Source organism: Paenibacillus sp. MMS18-CY102, assembly GCF_009789195.1.
Taxonomy (GTDB): domain Bacteria; phylum Bacillota; class Bacilli; order Paenibacillales; family Paenibacillaceae; genus Paenibacillus_T.
Genome location: NZ_WSTC01000001.1, coordinates 1 through 17,757, shown reverse-complemented (window position 1 = coordinate 17,757; position 17,757 = coordinate 1). Strand labels below are relative to the sequence as shown.

Sequence of the window (17,757 nt, the reverse complement as noted above, 5' to 3'; positions counted from 1 at the left end):
CGATTCATCATGGCCTAATCAGGGAGGGAATCGCATGAATTTAGCGAATCGAATTACGCTCGCCCGTATTTTTTTGGTCCCAATCATTATGATCTTCTTGCTCGTAAAGATGGACTTGGAGCCGATCAAATTCGCCGACTTTTCCATTACATACAATCAAATTGTTGCTGCACTTATTTTCATTATTGCGGCTAGCACCGATGGGCTGGATGGTTATATCGCCCGCAAGAATAAGATCGTAACGAATTTAGGCAAGCTGCTGGACCCACTCGCAGATAAGGTGCTAGTTGCGGCCGTCCTTATTTCACTCGTTGAGATGGACAAGCTGGATGCATGGATTGCTGTTGTCATTATTTGCCGCGAATTTGCTGTTACAGGGTTGCGCCAGATTGCATTGCTGGAGAACAAAGTTATTGCAGCGAGCAAGTGGGGGAAATGGAAAACAGCGATTCAGATTACGATGATTATTGCTTTGATGCTTAACAATTTCCCGTTCACGTTTATCGATATCCGGTTCGATCTCATTGCAAGTTGGGTCGCAGCGGTAATAACGGTTTACTCCGGCATTGACTATTTTGTCAAAAACAAAAATTTAATCCCAATCGCTTAACCCGTTGGACATCTTCCTGTTGGAAGGTGTCCTTCCTTTTCCTTTATGAACCAATCCTATGCTTCAACGTGGAGGTCGTGGAATGAAAGCTGAAATTATTGCGGTAGGCACGGAGTTGTTGCTTGGCCAAATTGTGAATACGAATGCGCAGTACTTGTCCCGCCGATTGGCTGAGCTAGGGATTGATGTTTATTACCAAACCGTTGTTGGTGACAATCCGTTGCGCATTCGCGATGCGGTCGAGACAGCTAGAGGGCGGGCAGATTTGCTTGTATTTACTGGAGGGCTAGGGCCTACACAGGATGATTTGACCAAAGATGTATTAGCTGATTATTTGGGCCGTACGCTCGAATACGATGAGCCGTCCATGCGCAAAATCGTCGATTTCTTTAAATCCCGTGGTGCACATATGGTTGAGAGCAATAAGCGGCAAGCGGCAACAATCGTTGGAGCAACGCCATTGTTTAATGAAGCGGGGCTTGCGGTTGGCAATGCGCTTGAAGCGGATGGAACGCGATATATGCTGCTTCCGGGGCCTCCGCGTGAAATGAAACCGATGTTTGATGGCGTTGGTGCGGCTTGGCTACTGGCTGAGCTAGGCGAAACGCTTCCGCTGTTTTCACGAATTTTGAAATTTGCAGGGATTGGCGAATCGAAGCTGGAAGACGCACTGCTTGATTTGATTGAAGGGCAAACAGATCCGACGATTGCGCCCTATGCCAAGGAAGGCGAGGTAGCGATTCGGATATCCACCAAAGCGACTTCGGCCGGCGAAGCGAACCAAACGATAGATGCTGCTGTCGAGCAAATTTGCCAACGTGCAGGTGAATTTATGTTCGCACAGGAGGACATCCCTTTAGAGGAAACGATTGTTCGTCTGCTTCGTGCTTCCAAACGTACGCTTGCTTCGGCAGAAAGCTGCACAGGCGGCATGTTCGCGGAGCTTGTGACGAATATACCTGGGAGCAGTGGTGAATTTGCCGGAGGCGTTGTCACCTATACGAATGTGATGAAGCATCAACTGCTAGGCATACCGATGGCACAACTGGAAGGGGAAGGCGCCCCAGGAGCAATTAGCGAGTCGACGGCTGCTATGATGGCAGAGCGTGTTCGGGAACGGGCAGATGCTGACTTCGGCATTTCCATTACAGGGGTGGCAGGCCCGGCAGAATCGGAAGGCAAACCAGTAGGGCTCGTCTATTATGCGATTGCACAACAAGGAAAGCCAACAGACGTGCATACGATGCACCTGGGCGGCTCGCGGGACATCATTAGGGTACGGGCGGTGAAAGCAGTCTTATATCGCTTGTGGCTAGCGCTAGGCGGTTCTGAGCGTAATCTGTAGCGTGTCGTAGCTTGGCTAAAGCATATCAATTTCCGGTTGCCGGATGAGTTGGTTCATGATATATTAGGAACAGTTGACGGAAGAACCGCGGCGAATGATTCATTTGCTGCGGTTCTTTTTCTGTTCTCAGGTGACTGTTCGTCAGGCATGTTCGAAAAAAGCGAATGTATGTTCGAAAAAATGCTTGGCAACCGATACGAAATGAGCTATTATAGATACTATAATGAATGAAGGATGTGAGTTGGTTGTCAGATCGTCGCGCAGCGTTAGAAATGGCACTCCGTCAGATTGAGAAGCAGTTCGGTAAGGGCTCCATCATGAAGTTAGGCGAATCGACGCATATGCAAGTGGAAACCGTATCGAGCGGGGCGCTTGCTTTAGATATTGCCCTCGGTATTGGAGGGTTTCCGCGTGGCCGCATTATCGAAGTCTATGGTCCGGAATCATCCGGTAAGACGACTGTCGCGCTTCATGCAATCGCAGAAGTACAAAAAATGGGCGGACAAGCTGCATTTATCGATGCGGAGCATGCACTTGATCCGTTATATGCGAGCAAGCTTGGCGTCAATATTGACGAACTGCTCCTCTCGCAGCCTGATACGGGCGAGCAAGCGCTTGAAATCGCTGAGGCACTCGTGCGCAGTGGTGCCGTTGACATTATTGTAATCGACTCGGTTGCAGCGCTCGTACCGAAAGCGGAAATCGAAGGCGATATGGGCGATTCCCACGTCGGCCTTCAAGCTCGGCTTATGTCGCAAGCCCTTCGTAAGCTGTCCGGTGCGATCAGCAAATCGAAGACGATTGCGATCTTTATTAACCAGCTTCGCGAGAAGGTTGGCGTTATGTTCGGTAACCCTGAGACAACGCCAGGCGGCCGCGCATTGAAGTTCTACTCCAGCGTACGCCTTGATGTGCGCAGAATTGAATCGATTAAACAAGGCAATGACGTGGTCGGTAACCGTACGCGGATTAAAGTTGTTAAGAACAAAGTGGCCCCTCCGTTCAAACAAGCTGAGGTGGACATCATGTACGGTGAAGGCATCTCGCGTGAGGGCAGCATCATCGACATCGGTACAGAGCATGAAATCGTTCAGAAGAGCGGTGCGTGGTTCTCTTACAATGGCGACCGTCTGGGCCAAGGCCGTGAGAACGCCAAGCAGTTTTTGAAAGACCATAAGGAAGTCGCTGCAACGATTGAGCAACAAATTCGCCAAGCGACACAGCTTTCTGATGCGGCTATCCAAGCAGCGACGCTTGCAGGCGAGAAGGAAGACGAAGAAGAACCAAACTTTGACGATCTGCTGTAGATTGTTGGTTGTTGAAGGAATTAATCAATAGGGAATGGCACCTTTCACGAGGTGCCTTTTCTTGTTAATTTGGAGGCATCCGTTTTGAGCTACACCATTCGTTCAGTCGAACAAGACCGAAAGCAACGCCGCCGTTATCTTATCTATGTGGATCAAGCGGAAGATTCGATGTTTTCGGTTCATGAGGACCTACTGATACGCCATAGGCTGTTCAAAGGGTTAGAGATAACCGACCAAATGATCGAAGACATTGTGGCCGAAGATGACCGTTATCGCGCCTATGCGCTAGCGATCTATTATCTTGGGGCACGTCCACGTACAGCGAAGGAAATCGAGCGGTATTTGCTTCGCAAGGAGCTCGAAGGGGAGCCGATTGCTTATGCAATTGAACGGCTGCAACAAGAGCGGCTGGTCGATGATGTGGATTATGCGAAGCGATTCGCTGAGAGCAGGCTTCGCTCAAGCGGCAAAGGAAGGCTGTATATTCAGCAGGAATTGAAGATGCGCGGAGTGGATAAGCATACTGCAGATCAAGCTGCTGCTGGATTAAGCAAGGAAACTGAACAAGCTGCAGCTGATCAGGCTGCAATGAAGCGATGGCGTTCGTTATCAGGCGAAACTTATGAAAAACGTCGTAAATTGGCACAATTTCTGCTGCGTAGAGGGTATCCGATGGAGGTGTCCATGGCTGCAGTAAAGCGCGCAATGGCGCAATCGAATGAGCAAGATGATGGCGAAGACGTGGTTTGGCTTGACAACTGATTTTGTCAAAAGATAAAATGAATTTGTATTCCTTCTTTTTGAATCGATTTTCCTTCCAAAAATTGATTCGAAACAGATTATTTTCACCTGAGTTTAGTCGATTATTCGGTATGGAACCGGCTAAGAAAGAAAACAAAATATCATCCCAAGCGTTGACCTTGGTGTATGCAACGGGGAGGTGAACAAGATGCACACGGCTGTATGGATCTTGATCGTTCTCGTTGTTGGTGCGATTTTCTTTGGGATTGGTTATTTCATTCGCAAGTCGATCGCCGAAGCCAAAATTCAAAGTGCTGAGCAAGCTGCAACTGTCATTGTAGAAAATGCAAAGAAAGAAGCAGAGGCACTGAAGAAAGAAACTGTGCTTGAAGCGAAAGATGAAGTCCACAAACTCCGTTCTGAAGCAGAGAAGGATATTCGTGAGCGGCGTAATGAAACGTCGCGATTGGAACGACGCCTTCAGCAGAAGGAAGAGTCGCTGGATAAAAAGTTAGAAGCGCTTGAGCGCAAAGAAGAGCAGGTAGCCAACAAGGAGAAACGAATCGAGGAAACGCAAGAACAGATCGATGTTCTCTACAAACAGCAAGTGACGGAGCTCGAACGGATTTCGAACCTTTCGATGGAGGATGCGCGCAGTATCATCTTGTCCAACGTCGAGCAGGAAGTGCGTCATGAAACAGCGCAAATGATCAAAGAGATTGAGCTGCAAGCGAAAGAAGAAGCGGATAAAAAAGCGCGTGATATTATCTCGCTGGCTATTCAACGTTGTGCGGCAGATCATGTTGCAGAAACGACAGTTTCGGTCGTTGCACTGCCGAACGAAGAGATGAAAGGCCGCATTATCGGACGCGAAGGACGCAACATTCGTGCTCTGGAAACATTGACCGGTATCGATCTCATTATCGACGATACACCGGAAGCGGTCATTTTGTCGGGCTTCGACCCGATCCGCCGGGAGATTGCCCGGACGTCCTTAGAGAAGCTTGTAGCAGACGGTCGGATACATCCGGCACGTATCGAAGAGATGGTCGAAAAGTCCCGCAAAGAAGTGGACGAGCGTATCCGCGAGTACGGAGAGCAGGCTACATTCGAGGTAGGCGTGCACGGACTGCATCCAGATCTGATCAAAATTTTAGGGCGTTTGAAATATCGTACAAGCTACGGCCAAAACGTGCTCAAGCATTCGATGGAAGTCGCTTACCTGACTGGCCTGATGGCAGCCGAGCTCGGCGAAGATATTACGCTCGCTAAGCGTGCAGGCTTGCTGCATGACATCGGTAAAGCGCTCGACCATGAAGTCGAAGGCTCGCATGTTGAGATCGGCGTAGAGCTTGCGAAGAAGTACAAAGAGCATCCGGTCGTTATTAACAGTATTGCGTCGCATCATGGCGATTGTGAAGCAACTTCCGTTATCGCGATGCTAGTTGGTGCGGCTGACGCATTGTCGGCAGCTCGCCCTGGCGCTCGACGCGAGACGTTGGAGACTTACATCAAGCGCCTGGAGAAGCTGGAAGATATCTCGGAATCGTTCGAAGGTGTCGAGAAATCGTACGCCATTCAGGCAGGACGCGAGGTTCGCGTTATGGTTCAGCCTGAGAAGATCGATGATACGGAAGCATTCCGCTTAGCACGTGATATTACGAAGAAGATCGAAAGCGAACTCGATTATCCGGGACATATTAAAGTTACGGTCATTCGGGAAACACGCGCGGTCGAATACGCAAAATAACAAATCGGAACAAACGAAAGTGGCTGCGTGTCAGCCACTTTCGTCGTTTGTATAGACCTTTATTCGTACATACTAGAACCTGCAAGAGAGCGGCTCTGTGTTGCGGACAGAGGTTTGAGGAGGCCAAATCACATGAAAACATTATTTATCGGGGATATCGTAGGAAGCGTAGGCCGCGGTGCGGTTAAGAAGGTGCTTCCAGCACTAAAATCAAAATATAACCCACACATCATCATTGCGAATGGGGAGAATGCTGCAGCAGGACGCGGCATTACAGCGGCAATCGCGAAGGAGTTGTTCGATGCCGGTGTGCACGGCATTACGATGGGTAACCATACATGGGATAATCGCGATCTATTCGAGTGGATCGATGATGAGCCACGAATCGTTCGTCCAGCAAACTTTCCCCCTGGCGCGCCAGGCAGTGGGGCAGCAATCATTAAAGTGAATGGAAAAAAACTGGGAATTATTAATTTGCAAGGCCGGACATTTTTGCCGCCGATTGATTGCCCGTTCCGAACTGCTGACGAGCTAGTCGATGAAATGCGCAGCGAAACGAATCACATCCTCGTCGATTTTCATGCGGAGGCAACTTCGGAGAAAATCGCAATGGGCTGGTATTTGGACGGGAGAGCTTCGCTCGTAGTTGGAACGCATACGCATGTCCAGACGAACGATGACCGGATTCTCCCTGAAGGAACTGCCTATTTGACCGATGTTGGCATGGTGGGACCGCGGGACGGCGTATTGGGAATGGAAAGAACGGCAGTGCTTCGACGGTTTTTGACACAACTGCCTACGCGATTTGTGGTAGATGAAGGAGATTGGCATTTCCATGCTTTGCTTCTTGAAACAGACGATGCGACGGGGAAAGCGGTGTCCATTCAGAAGATTAGGTTAACCGAAGAATCGCTAATGTTCTTTTAAGTAAATTTATTTAAAGTGACAAATAATTCAGAATACTTCGAAAAGTACAGGCCGTAAAAGAAGGAATCTTTCTGCCTTCCTCGAATAGTTATAACTAGTGGAATCCATCCATCATTCCCGAGGAGGTACTTTTTCATGGATGTATTAAAAGTTTCAGCAAAGTCCAATCCAAATTCTGTTGCTGGCGCGCTTGCGGGCGTGTTGCGGGAACGTGGCGGCGCCGAACTTCAGGCAATCGGGGCTGGTGCATTGAACCAAGCAATCAAGGCGGTGGCGATTGCAAGAGGCTTCGTCGCGCCGAGCGGGGTAGATTTGATCTGTATTCCCGCTTTCACAGACATTGTCATCGATGGAGAAGACCGTACGGCGATTAAACTGATCGTTGAACCAAGATAATCAGCGACAAACTATTGCGTATCTGGATGATTGGAACGGATGGATAACCTGTTTACGTTTGCTGTAAACAGGTTTTTTGCATGTCAGGAACCTCGAATTGGATAGGAGGACGGCGAATGCAAACGGAGCCTGCTGGGGCATTAAGCATTGTTGATTTTCACTGTGACGCATTATGGAAGCTGCTAGAGAAAGAGGAACTTGCCTTCGGTTCGGGCCATCCAGAGGGGTTAGATGTGAATGCTGCGAGGCTTGCAGGCTCGTCTACCCTTCTGCAAACCTTCGCAATCTATGTGCCTGAGCGAATGGAAGGGCCCAAACCGATCTGGAAAAGCGTCGATCTCTTTTACCAACACGTGTTGTCATGCCCAAGCATTATGCATGTTCGAAACGTTAATGATCTCCATACAGCGATCGCAAGCCGGCGGACAGGCGCGCTGCTTTCGCTAGAAGGGGTGGACGGGCTGCAGGGTGACCTGGTTATGCTCCGCCTGCTCTACCAGCTTGGGCTTCGTGCTGTGGGGTTAACCTGGAATCATGCGAATTGGGCAGCAGATGGCGTTCTAGAGCCCCGTCAAGGCGGATTGACGGCAAGAGGGCGTGCTTTCGTCGAGGAGTGCGAGAAGCTCGGCATAATCCTTGATGTATCCCATCTGACTGAACGAGGATTTTGGGAGCTGGCAGACCTAGTGAACCGGCCATTCATCGCGTCACATTCGAACGCAAGAGCGATATGCGATCACCCGCGAAATTTAACTGACGACCAAATCAAAGCAATTATCGCGATTGGCGGGCGAATCGGGATTACCTATGTCCCTTATTTTGTGAAGGCGGGCGGCGGGGCGAAAATATCGGATGTCGTGCGTCATATCGATCATATCGTTTCATTAGGCGGAGAGGACCATATTATGATGGGTTCCGATTTTGATGGGATTTCGGAATATGTTGCTGGGCTGGCTAACCCGACAGAAGTCGTTAATCTGATTAACGAACTGAAGCGAACCTATTCGGAGCAGCAGGTTCGTAAATTTATGTCGGGCAATGCGCTAACGTTTTTGCAGGAGCAGCTTCCGAAATGATGGAAAAGGCTTGCTATATATGCCGTCCCGCTATGGGTGCCATCGCAAAGGCGGATAAATAAAATGGGCCTTCCTTCTTGCATTTTGATCCCACAACTCATAAAATTTATATGATTATTAAAAACTTTTTGAACCATACCAATGAACCTATCGAATGCAACAGCGTTCTATAAAAAGAGGAGATGGACGTTTTGATCAGTCAATTGTCTTGGAAGATCGGGGGACAACAAGGGGAAGGCGTTGAAAGTACTGACAGAATCTTCTCGACGGCACTAAACCGGCTTGGCTATTATTTATACGGATACCGCCATTTCTCTTCACGCATTAAAGGTGGACATACGAACAATAAAATTAGAATTAGCACGCATCCGATTCGTGCCATTTCAGATGATCTCGATATTCTTGTTGCATTTGACCAAGAAAGCATAGACCTTAACTCGCATGAGCTGCGTTCAGGCGGAGTTATCGTTGCAGATGCCAAATTCAGCCCAACTGTGCCTGAAGGCGTAGACGCGCGGCTGTTTGCGGTACCGATTACGGCCATTGCCGAAGAGCTAGGCACTTCACTCATGAAGAACATGGTTGCTTCCGGCGCATCTTGGGCTTTGCTTGGATTGCCAATGGAAGTATTTAATAAAGCAGTTGAAGAAGAGTTCGGCCGTAAAGGCCAAGCTGTAGTCGACAAAAACATCGAAGCGGTAAAACGTGGAGCGGAATTTGTGCTTGAGCAAGCGGGAGGCCCGATCGACGAATTTAAGCTTGATGAAGCAGACGGCAAGCAGAAGCTGTTCATCATCGGCAATGAAGCGATAGGCCTGGGCACGATTGCAGCGGGCTGCCGCCTCATGTCGGCTTACCCGATTACCCCTGCGTCCGAGATCATGGAATATTTGATCAAGAAACTGCCGAAGTTCGGCGGTACAGTCGTACAAACAGAAGATGAAATCGCAGCTGTTACGATGGCAATCGGCGCTAACTATGCAGGCGTTCGAACGATGACGGCTTCTGCCGGCCCTGGCCTTTCCCTCATGATGGAAGCAATCGGCCTTGCAGGCATGACCGAAACGCCGCTTGTCATTGTCGATACCCAGCGTGGCGGCCCATCGACAGGCCTTCCAACGAAGCAAGAGCAATCAGACCTTAATGCGATGGTATACGGCACGCACGGCGAGATTCCGAAAGTCGTCGTAGCGCCTGCATCAATCGAGGACTGCTTCTACGATATGATCGAAGCGTTCAACGTATCCGAACAATACCAAGTGCCGGTCATTATTATGACGGACCTTCAGCTGTCACTAGGCAAACAATCCTGTGAAGTGCTTGATTTCGATTCGATCCAGATTAAGCGCGGCAAGCTTGTATCAGATTTGCCTGCATTAGAAAACAATGAGCTGTTCAAACGTTATGAGTTAACGGAAGACGGCGTGTCTCCCCGTGTTATCCCAGGCGAGAAGGGCGGCATTCATCACGTAACGGGCGTTGAACACGATGAGGTAGGCCGTCCATCAGAGAGTGCCATAAACCGCAAGAACATGATGGACAAACGGTTGAATAAGCTCAACTCGCTTCAATTCCGCGATGCGATTCGCGTAGATGCTCCGCATGACAATCCAGATTTGCTTATTATCGGCATGGGATCGACAGGCGGCACAATTGACGAGGCACGCGCACGCTTAGAGGCGGACGGCATCACGACGAATCATGTAACGATTCGTTTGATTGCACCGTTCCCAACCGAACAATTAAAGCCTTACTTGAACAACGCGAAACGTATCGTTGTGCTTGAGAACAATGCAACGGGCCAATTAGTTTCACAAATTAAAATGCATGCCGGTTTCGCAGAAAAAATGCATAGCATCTTAAAATATGACGGCAATCCGTTCCTGCCGTCCGAAGTGTACAAAGCATGCAAGGAGTTGAACTAAGATGGCTACATTCAAAGAGTTTCGCAACAACCTAAAGCCGAACTGGTGCCCTGGTTGCGGAGACTTCTCCATTCAGGCAGCGATTCAACGCGCAGCGGCTAATGTTGGGCTTGAGCCTGAACAGCTTGCAGTCATTTCGGGTATCGGCTGCTCTGGACGGATTTCCGGATACATTAACGCATACGGCCTTCATGGCATCCACGGCCGCGCATTGCCAATCGCGCAAGGGGTCAAGCTGGCGAACCGCGAGCTGACGGTTATTGCTTCCGGCGGTGATGGCGATGGATTCGCAATTGGCATGGGCCACACCGTTCATGCGATTCGCCGTAACGTTGATGTAACCTATATCGTCATGGATAACCAAATCTATGGCCTTACAAAGGGACAAACATCGCCGCGCAGCGCTGAAGGCTTCAAGACGAAATCGACGCCAGAAGGCTCGATCGAAACGACGCTGTCCCCGCTCGAAATCGCACTATCGGCTGGCGCGACGTTCGTGGCTCAGTCTTTCTCCAGCGACTTAAAGCAACTGACATCCTTGATCGAACAGGGCATTCAACATAAAGGCTTCTCGCTTATTAACGTATTTAGCCCTTGCGTAACGTTCAACAAAATCAATACGTATGACTGGTTCAAGGAGAATATCGTCAACTTGAATGAGTTCCCTGATTACGATCCGAGCAACCGGATCGCCGCTATGACGAAGATTATGGAAACGGGCGGCATGTTGACAGGCTTAATCTATCAAAACAAGGAACGCAAGCCATACGAAGATCTCATTGTTGGCTTCAAAGAAGAGGCGCTTGCTCATCAGCCGCTTGACATCACGCGCGACCAATTCGACAAGCTGGTTGCCGAGTTCAAATAGGAAAAGGTATAATGGGGCATACGGTCGTCTACGGCCGTATGCTTCTTGTGTGTATAATAAAGAATAGATGGAGCGATCACGATGCAAAAAATAGTTCCTGTCGGTGTATCTGCCCGACATATACATCTGTCGCCTGAGCATATTGAAGTGTTGTTCGGAAGCGGCTATGAATTGACGGAAATGAAAGCTTTGTCCCAGCCAGGACAGTATGCTGCACAGGAGACTGTAGCAGTTATTGGGCCTAAAGGATCGTTTCCCAAAGTACGTATTCTTGGACCTGCGCGCAAATCGACGCAGCTAGAAGTGTCCCGCACCGATGCGTTCTCGATTGGCGTAAAGCCGCCTGTACGGGAATCTGGCGATATTAAAGGCTCTGCTGGCATTACCATTCAAGGGCCTGCTGGCGAGGTAACGATTGAGGAAGGCGTTATCGTTGCAGCGCGGCACATTCATTTTCATACAGAGGATGCACAGCGTTGGGGCATTGCGGACAAGCAGCAGCTTCGTGTTCGGGTTGGCGGAGAGCGTGGCGTTGTGTTCGAGCATGTCATTGCACGGGTATCGCCTGAGTATGCTCTAGATATGCATATCGATACCGATGAGGCCAATGCTGCAGGCGTGGAGAACGGCCAGGATGCAGAGATTATTGACTAACGTGATATCCTCTTCACCGCTTGTGTATTTTATCAGGGAAACGAAGTGATTGGAGATGACGAAGGACAAGCATCATTCAGAGGATGTAGAAGGCCAGCTCACTAGCAACTATGCCAAATATTTCGACTTTTCGAATCTGAAAGTTTCGGTCGATGCGGACGGCACGAAGCGGATGCGGGTGAATGGACGCAATATTACGATTCTAGCGGAACCGAACCAGAAGGAAGAGAAGCGCAGAGGTAAAGAGCAGGTCGAGGTGCACTACGAGGAAGGCATTCCTGATGAACTTCGAACGCTTGGCGCTGGCAAGCATTATATGGTCTACACGTTTGGCTGCCAGATGAATGAGCATGACAGTGAAGTGATGAAGGGCATGCTCGAACAGATGGGATATATGCCAACGGAGGAGCGCAAGCAGGCTGACGTTATTTTGCTGAATACATGTGCAATTCGTGAGAATGCAGAGGATAAGGTGTTCGGTGAGTTAGGCCATCTGAAAGGATTGAAGCGGGATCGCCCGAATCTGTTGCTCGGCGTATGCGGCTGCATGTCCCAAGAGGAGTCCGTCGTTGGGCGCATTCTTGCGGCGCATCCATTCGTAGACCTCGTGTTCGGAACCCATAACATTCATCGGCTGCCTTATTTGCTGCAAAGCGCGTATTTCAATAAAGAGATGGTCGTCGAGGTGTGGTCTAAGGAAGGCGACATTATCGAAAATTTGCCCAAGAAACGTGAAGGGATGCGTGCTTGGGTCAATATCATGTACGGTTGCGATAAGTTCTGTACTTACTGTATCGTACCTTATACACGAGGCAAGGAGCGCAGCAGGCTGCCAGCCGATATCATTGCTGAAGTACGCGAGCTTGCGCGGCAAGGGTATAAGGAAGTGACGCTGCTAGGGCAGAACGTTAACGCATATGGCAAAGATTTTACGGAAAATAGCTATCTGTTTGCTGATCTTATGGCAGACATCTCGCAGATTGCGATTCCGAGAATTCGCTTTATGACGAGCCATCCGAGAGATTTTGATGATCAATTGATCGAAGTGCTCGCTCGCGGAGGCAATCTGGTGGAGCATATCCACCTGCCGGTGCAGTCGGGAAGCTCAGCGATTTTGAAGCGAATGAGCCGGAAGTATTCGAGGGAACAGTTTTTATCACTTGCTGGCCGGATTAAGCAGGCAATTCCGAATGCTGTGCTGACGACGGACATCATTGTCGGTTTCCCTGGCGAAACGGATGAGCAGTTTGAAGAAACACTCTCGTTAGTTCGGGAAGTAGAGTTCGAACATGCCTATACGTTTATCTATTCGCCGCGTGAAGGTACGCCAGCAGCCGATATGGAAGATGACGTGCCGATGCCGGTGAAGAAGCAGCGTCTAGCCCGATTAAATGAGCTAATGGCTGAATTAGGGCGTAACGGGCATCAGAGGCTGGTAGGCCAAGTGATTGAGGTTCTTGTAGAGGGCGAGAGCAAAAATAACTCGAATGTGCTGGCGGCCCGTTCACGGACGAATAAGCTTGTTCACATTGAAGGGCCCAAGGATTGGATTGGCCAATTCATCCAAGTTCGGGTGACTGAAGCGCAAACGTGGTATATTAAAGCAGAACCAGTATCATTTACCGAAAAAGCGGTAATTTAATTAGATCGAATAGGGGCGAGTATAGATGGCAGAGCAGCAGGCGAAACAATGTGGAACGGAAGGCCATGACCATGAGCACGGTGGATGCGGAGTACCTAGCTTCCATACGCGTGATCTGATTGTACGGGCAGATATTTTGGCGAAAGCGAAGGAGCTCGCTCAATTAATTACAACATCGGATGAAGTTGAGCAGTATCGCCGCGCGGAAAAATTGATTCAAGGGCATGATCGCGTACAGTCGATCATGAGCTTGCTCAAGAAGAAGCAGAAAGAAGTTGTTGCTTTCGAGAAAACGTTTAAGAATGAAACGATGGCGAAAAAAATCGAGCAAGAAATGGAATCGTTGCAGGACGAGCTGGATGGCATTCCGATCGTTGCGCAGTTCCAGCAAAGCCAATCTGATATTAACTATCTGCTACAGCTCGTTATTGGCGTCGTACGTGACACGGTAGCGGAGAAGCTGGAAGTAGAAGACGCTACGCCAGCAGAAGAACCAGCGGAGTGCAGCAACTAATTAACTGAACTGGCTAGTAGGTGTAAGGAATAGGTGGGGTATGGAAAAGCTGTCTCGTAATGAGCAGCTTTTTTTGTGCGATAATACGGTTTGTTGCATGAATGCTGCCTTGCTTTGGCTTTTTGAATTGTTCGTACTATAATGGAACAATGGCTCGAGCCAACAGATATCGATCAGCTGTACATTTGGAGAGGAGAGCTTATAACTTATGAAACCGTTCGCCTATCATAATCCGACTCGATTATATTTTGGAGAAGGATCGCTCCAGCATTTGAGTGGAGAAGCAGTGAAGTATGGAAAAAGTGTGCTGCTCGTTTACGGTGGAGGCAGCATTAAGCGGAATGGCTTGTATGAAGAAGTGCTGCGCTTGCTTGGACAAGCAGGTACGAAAGTGACCGAGCTCGCTGGTGTAGAGCCGAACCCTCGCCTGTCAACCGTCCATCGTGGGGCGGAATTGATTCGCGAGAACGGCATCGACTGGGTGCTGGCTGTAGGCGGCGGCAGTACGCTTGATTGCGCGAAAGCAATCGTAGCAGCCGCGAAGTATGAGGGAAGCTTCTGGGACATCGTGACGCGTAAGGCTGCTGTAGAGTCCGCTCTGCCACTAGGCACGATTTTAACGTTAGCAGCGACTGGCTCTGAAATGAACGCGAACTCTGTTATTACGAATGAAGAGACGTTGGAGAAGCATGGCTGGGCGAGCCCTCATGTGTATCCGGCATTCTCGATTCTTGAGCCGTTATACACAGCCTCTGCGCCGAAGGACCATACGGTGTACGGCATGGTGGATATGATGGCGCATGTATTTGAGCAATATTTCCATCACGATAATCAAACGCCGGTACAGGACGGCTTTAGTGAGTCCATACTGCGTGCTGTTGTAGAAGCAGCGCCGAAGCTTGTAAACGATCTTACGAACGTTCAGCTTCGCGAAACGATTCTTTATAGCGGTACGATGGCGTTAAATGGCACTTTGTCGATGGGCATCGTCGGTGACTGGGCAAATCATGATATGGAGCATGCGATCTCGGCTGTCTATGACATTCCGCATGGCGGAGGGCTTGCGATTTTGTTCCCGAATTGGATGACATATGTGCTAGACGACAACGTCGCGCGATTCCGCCAGTTCGCAGTGAATGTATTCGGCATTCAAGAGGACGGACATTCGGATCGAGAAATCGCTGAGGCGGGCATTGCAGCACTGCGTGAGTTCTGGAACAGCATCGGCGCACCGTCACGGCTGGCGGATTACGGCATCGATGATAGCCGCTTAGAGGAAATGGCGGAGAAAGCAGTGGGAGATGGCACACGAGGAAACTTCAGGAAGCTGACGAAACAAGACGTGGTCGATATTTATCGCCTATCGCTGTAAGCTGTAAGCTGGACAATCGGGGATAGAAAAAACAGGGGGAGCCGATTAACGGCTCGTCCCTGTTTGTGTTTGCAGTGATTGTTGCGGCGAAGATTGTGGCCTGCTGATTGACAAGAACGGCAAGAGCGACATCGTAATGGCTGTTGCAGCTGCAGCTTTGAATGCATCTAGCGGCAGGAATGGATAACATCCGGCTGTCATTGCTCTAGCAAATGTCATATCATAGACGTGCATTAACCAAGGTACGCCGAGTACATAGGTAGCAAGCGAACCGAATCCTTCGAATACGAGGAAGAGCAGAATGATCGTTGCAATACGGTTGGATGCAATTCGGCTGTTCAAGATTTTGCCGACGAAGTATCCGATTGCTAAAGCGGCGAATGGAAATGCGAGCAAAAATCCGCCCGTTCCGCCAGTCATATAGGCAAGCCCGCCTTGTCCGTGGAGCAGTGGAAGTCCCGTAGCAGCTAAAAGCAGCACGATTGTAATGCTGGAAAATCCGAGCCGTGCGCCGAGAAACGCGCCAGCGAGCATGACGGCTAAGTTTTGCAACGTAATGGGTACGGAGCTAAAGCTTAGCGGGATTTTGACAGCACTGAGCGCGATAAATAAGGCGGCAAACAATGCGGTAAAGACGAGATTTCGGATGGATCGTGATGTAGTCATGAGCGGGACACCTTCCTATGTATGCTGATATATGTTAACCTAATTTTATATGTTTCGGTTAACAAACAGAATCATAGCACAGGTATGGCGATTTAGGAAGAGGTTAGGTGATTTTTTTGTATGCCTATCGATGGCTGTTACAAAATGTAAATGTGTATACGACTATGCCGGTGTATGTTGCATTGAGCGCAACGCAAGCAGCATCGAATAAGGATAGCTTAGATATGGATGGTTTTGCAGAGAGGCGATGCTTGTTGCATGGGCTCGACCTTGCGATTAGACCGGGAGATTGGGTTAATCTTGTCGGTGCCAATGGCAGCGGCAAAAGCACGTTGGCGAAAGTGCTAGCTGGATTTGGCCAGCATGAGGCTACGGGATCTATCGAGACATATGCCCTATCGTGGTTTGCCGATGAGCGCTCGAATGAGGTTTTGGAGCAGAGCAATAGGGGCAGAAATATGGGATTCGCACCGCTCGTCACGCAAAATCCAGAGCTTGCTATCGTCGGCATGACAGCAGCGGAGGATGCAATGTTACTATTGGAACAGCTCGCGATTCCAGATGCCGAAATACCTTCACGCGTGGCGGATGCATTGCAGCGGACAGGGCTGGGTTCCCTTGCAAATAAGCCGATAGGGCAGCTGTCTGGCGGACAAAAGCAATTGGCTGCCATTGCAGGCTGTATTGCTTCTGGCGCCGACGCCCTTATTCTAGATGAGCCGACCTCTATGTTGGATCCGGAAGCTTCCGCTGCGGTTCTTCAGGCGGTGCGGGAGCTGAACCGAAGCGGGACAACGGTCGTATGGATTACACAGCAGTTGGAGGAACTGCGGGAGGGTGACCGGGTCGTTGCGCTTGCGAATGGCTATAAAGTGTTTGACGGCGCGGCGCCATTATTTTTTGGCCGATTCGAAGGTGAGGCAAGCAGTCCATGTGAACGTGCAGGGCTTATCGCACCTTATGTTGTGCAAACGGTTTGGGGGCTGCAGCAGGAAGGCATCGAGCTGATTCCTGCTATGCCACTATCGATGGATGCGTTCGTGAAGGCGGTGGCGAGCTATGGAAGCTAGCTGGCATATTCATGAGCTTCATGCACATGTGAATGGCCATCACATCTTAAGAGGAGCTGCCGCTACGTTCGCACCTGGCACGATTACGCTCGTAATTGGCCATAATGGGGCAGGCAAATCAACTTTTCTGGAGACGATGGCAGGCCTGCGTTATCCGAGCAGTGGGTCCATTTTATTAGGGGAGCAGTCGTTATGGAGGGGCAAAAAGCTGAATCGACTGTTGCTGCTTCATGCCGGCGTTGCTGTTCAACAATCAGCTTCGCAGTGGTTTTTGCCCACAGTGGAAGCAGAATTCCGTTATACGCTCAAACCTTATCGGGCTGAAAATGGGGTGGATGCTGGTCGACAAGCGATGGCGTCGGCCTTATCAACGGTTGGTTTGCCTGTTGAGCTGCTGTCTCAGGATCCACGGACGTTAAGCGGCGGCCAACAAAAACGGCTTGCGCTTGCGATGCTGCTCGTGACCAAGGTGCGATGGTTGCTGTTGGACGAGCCGACAGCAGGCCTGGACATGGACGGTACGCGTCAACTATGTCGCGCGCTAGAAGCGCATCGCGCTGCAGGGGGCGGCGCAGTTATTGTAACGCATGACCTTGAGGCGTTGCTGCCGCTCGCTGACGCCGTTATCGTTATTGACAATGGCGTTGCTAGTGCAACGATGACGCCATCGGCGTGGGCAGCACAAGCCGTGGGCGGCGGAGCGGAAGCGAGCAGTGTGGGAGCTACGTGCAGCGGAGCAGAGCCGAGCGGGCATGTGGGAGCGAGTGCAGGCAGCGCAACGGCACGGCCGCGCGTGCTGCCGCTGCCGCTGCAAGCAGCGGCGCAGCTGCGCGCGGCCGGCTTCGCCGTGCCGGCCGGCGCCCCATGGGCGCCGCCGCAGGCGCTCGCTGCAGC

The 17,757-nt window shown here is 50.2% G+C and carries 17 protein-coding genes; 16 read left to right on the top strand and 1 reads right to left on the bottom strand.

From position 1 onward, the window contains the following. Nucleotides 1-34 precede the first annotated feature (34 nt). From pgsA to GON22_RS00020, 14 genes are all read left to right on the top strand, one after another. Complete coding sequence (pgsA, locus tag GON22_RS00085; RefSeq protein WP_160394098.1) at nucleotides 35-610, top strand: CDP-diacylglycerol--glycerol-3-phosphate 3-phosphatidyltransferase; 576 nt, start codon at nucleotides 35-37, stop codon at nucleotides 608-610. Nucleotides 611-692: 82 nt separating this feature from the next. Continuing rightward, nucleotides 693-1,955 (top strand): competence/damage-inducible protein A, encoded by a 1,263-nt coding sequence (locus tag GON22_RS00080; protein ID WP_160394097.1) that lies wholly within the window; start codon nucleotides 693-695, stop codon nucleotides 1,953-1,955. Between the two features lie 245 nt (nucleotides 1,956-2,200). Then, a complete protein-coding gene (gene recA / locus GON22_RS00075; protein ID WP_160394096.1) occupies nucleotides 2,201-3,262 on the top strand; it encodes a recombinase RecA in 1,062 nt (353 codons plus the stop codon). Nucleotides 3,263-3,346: 84 nt separating this feature from the next. Continuing rightward, the gene (locus GON22_RS00070) at nucleotides 3,347-4,024 is read left to right on the top strand and encodes a RecX family transcriptional regulator (RefSeq protein ID WP_160394095.1); all 678 of its coding nucleotides are present in this window, start codon (nucleotides 3,347-3,349) and stop codon (nucleotides 4,022-4,024) included. Nucleotides 4,025-4,211: 187 nt separating this feature from the next. After that, nucleotides 4,212-5,753, top strand: coding sequence for a ribonuclease Y (gene rny / locus GON22_RS00065; RefSeq protein ID WP_160394094.1), 1,542 nt, complete (start codon nucleotides 4,212-4,214; stop codon nucleotides 5,751-5,753). A gap of 132 nt (nucleotides 5,754-5,885) precedes the next feature. Then, nucleotides 5,886-6,680: a TIGR00282 family metallophosphoesterase gene (locus GON22_RS00060; RefSeq protein ID WP_160394093.1), complete on the top strand. Its 795-nt coding sequence runs from the start codon at nucleotides 5,886-5,888 to the stop codon at nucleotides 6,678-6,680. Between the two features lie 135 nt (nucleotides 6,681-6,815). Further along, nucleotides 6,816-7,076, top strand: coding sequence for a stage V sporulation protein S (locus tag GON22_RS00055; RefSeq protein WP_006036664.1), 261 nt, complete (start codon nucleotides 6,816-6,818; stop codon nucleotides 7,074-7,076). 116 nt (nucleotides 7,077-7,192) lie between these two features. Further along, nucleotides 7,193-8,152 (top strand): dipeptidase, encoded by a 960-nt coding sequence (locus tag GON22_RS00050; protein WP_160394092.1) that lies wholly within the window; start codon nucleotides 7,193-7,195, stop codon nucleotides 8,150-8,152. Nucleotides 8,153-8,343: 191 nt separating this feature from the next. Continuing rightward, nucleotides 8,344-10,077 carry a 2-oxoacid:acceptor oxidoreductase subunit alpha gene (locus tag GON22_RS00045; RefSeq protein ID WP_160394091.1) on the top strand — a complete coding sequence of 578 codons (1,734 nt, stop codon included), beginning with the start codon at nucleotides 8,344-8,346 and terminating at the stop codon, nucleotides 10,075-10,077. 1 nt (nucleotide 10,078) lies between these two features. Next, nucleotides 10,079-10,945: a 2-oxoacid:ferredoxin oxidoreductase subunit beta gene (locus tag GON22_RS00040; protein WP_160394090.1), complete on the top strand. Its 867-nt coding sequence runs from the start codon at nucleotides 10,079-10,081 to the stop codon at nucleotides 10,943-10,945. 81 nt (nucleotides 10,946-11,026) lie between these two features. Continuing rightward, nucleotides 11,027-11,599 carry a phosphate propanoyltransferase gene (gene pduL, locus GON22_RS00035; RefSeq protein WP_160394089.1) on the top strand — a complete coding sequence of 191 codons (573 nt, stop codon included), beginning with the start codon at nucleotides 11,027-11,029 and terminating at the stop codon, nucleotides 11,597-11,599. A 55-nt stretch (nucleotides 11,600-11,654) separates the two neighbouring features. Then, entirely contained in the window at nucleotides 11,655-13,241 is a 1,587-nt protein-coding gene (miaB, locus tag GON22_RS00030) for a tRNA (N6-isopentenyl adenosine(37)-C2)-methylthiotransferase MiaB (RefSeq protein WP_160394371.1), read from the top strand. 25 nt (nucleotides 13,242-13,266) lie between these two features. Next, nucleotides 13,267-13,755, top strand: coding sequence for a RicAFT regulatory complex protein RicA family protein (locus tag GON22_RS00025; RefSeq protein WP_160394088.1), 489 nt, complete (start codon nucleotides 13,267-13,269; stop codon nucleotides 13,753-13,755). 208 nt (nucleotides 13,756-13,963) lie between these two features. Next, nucleotides 13,964-15,127, top strand: coding sequence for an iron-containing alcohol dehydrogenase (locus GON22_RS00020; protein ID WP_160394087.1), 1,164 nt, complete (start codon nucleotides 13,964-13,966; stop codon nucleotides 15,125-15,127). A gap of 45 nt (nucleotides 15,128-15,172) precedes the next feature. Here the strand turns inward: GON22_RS00020 and GON22_RS00015 are convergent, their stop codons facing one another. After that, nucleotides 15,173-15,793, bottom strand: a complete 621-nt coding sequence (locus GON22_RS00015) for a biotin transporter BioY (protein WP_160394086.1) — start codon at nucleotides 15,791-15,793, stop codon at nucleotides 15,173-15,175. A 107-nt stretch (nucleotides 15,794-15,900) separates the two neighbouring features. Between GON22_RS00015 and GON22_RS00010 the strand changes: the two genes are divergently transcribed. Next, nucleotides 15,901-16,863 carry an ATP-binding cassette domain-containing protein gene (locus GON22_RS00010; RefSeq protein ID WP_160394085.1) on the top strand — a complete coding sequence of 321 codons (963 nt, stop codon included), beginning with the start codon at nucleotides 15,901-15,903 and terminating at the stop codon, nucleotides 16,861-16,863. Continuing rightward, a partial coding sequence (locus GON22_RS00005; RefSeq protein ID WP_160394084.1) for an ABC transporter ATP-binding protein occupies nucleotides 16,853-17,757 on the top strand: 905 nt, incomplete at its 3' end. The genes GON22_RS00010 and GON22_RS00005, both read left to right, overlap by 11 nt.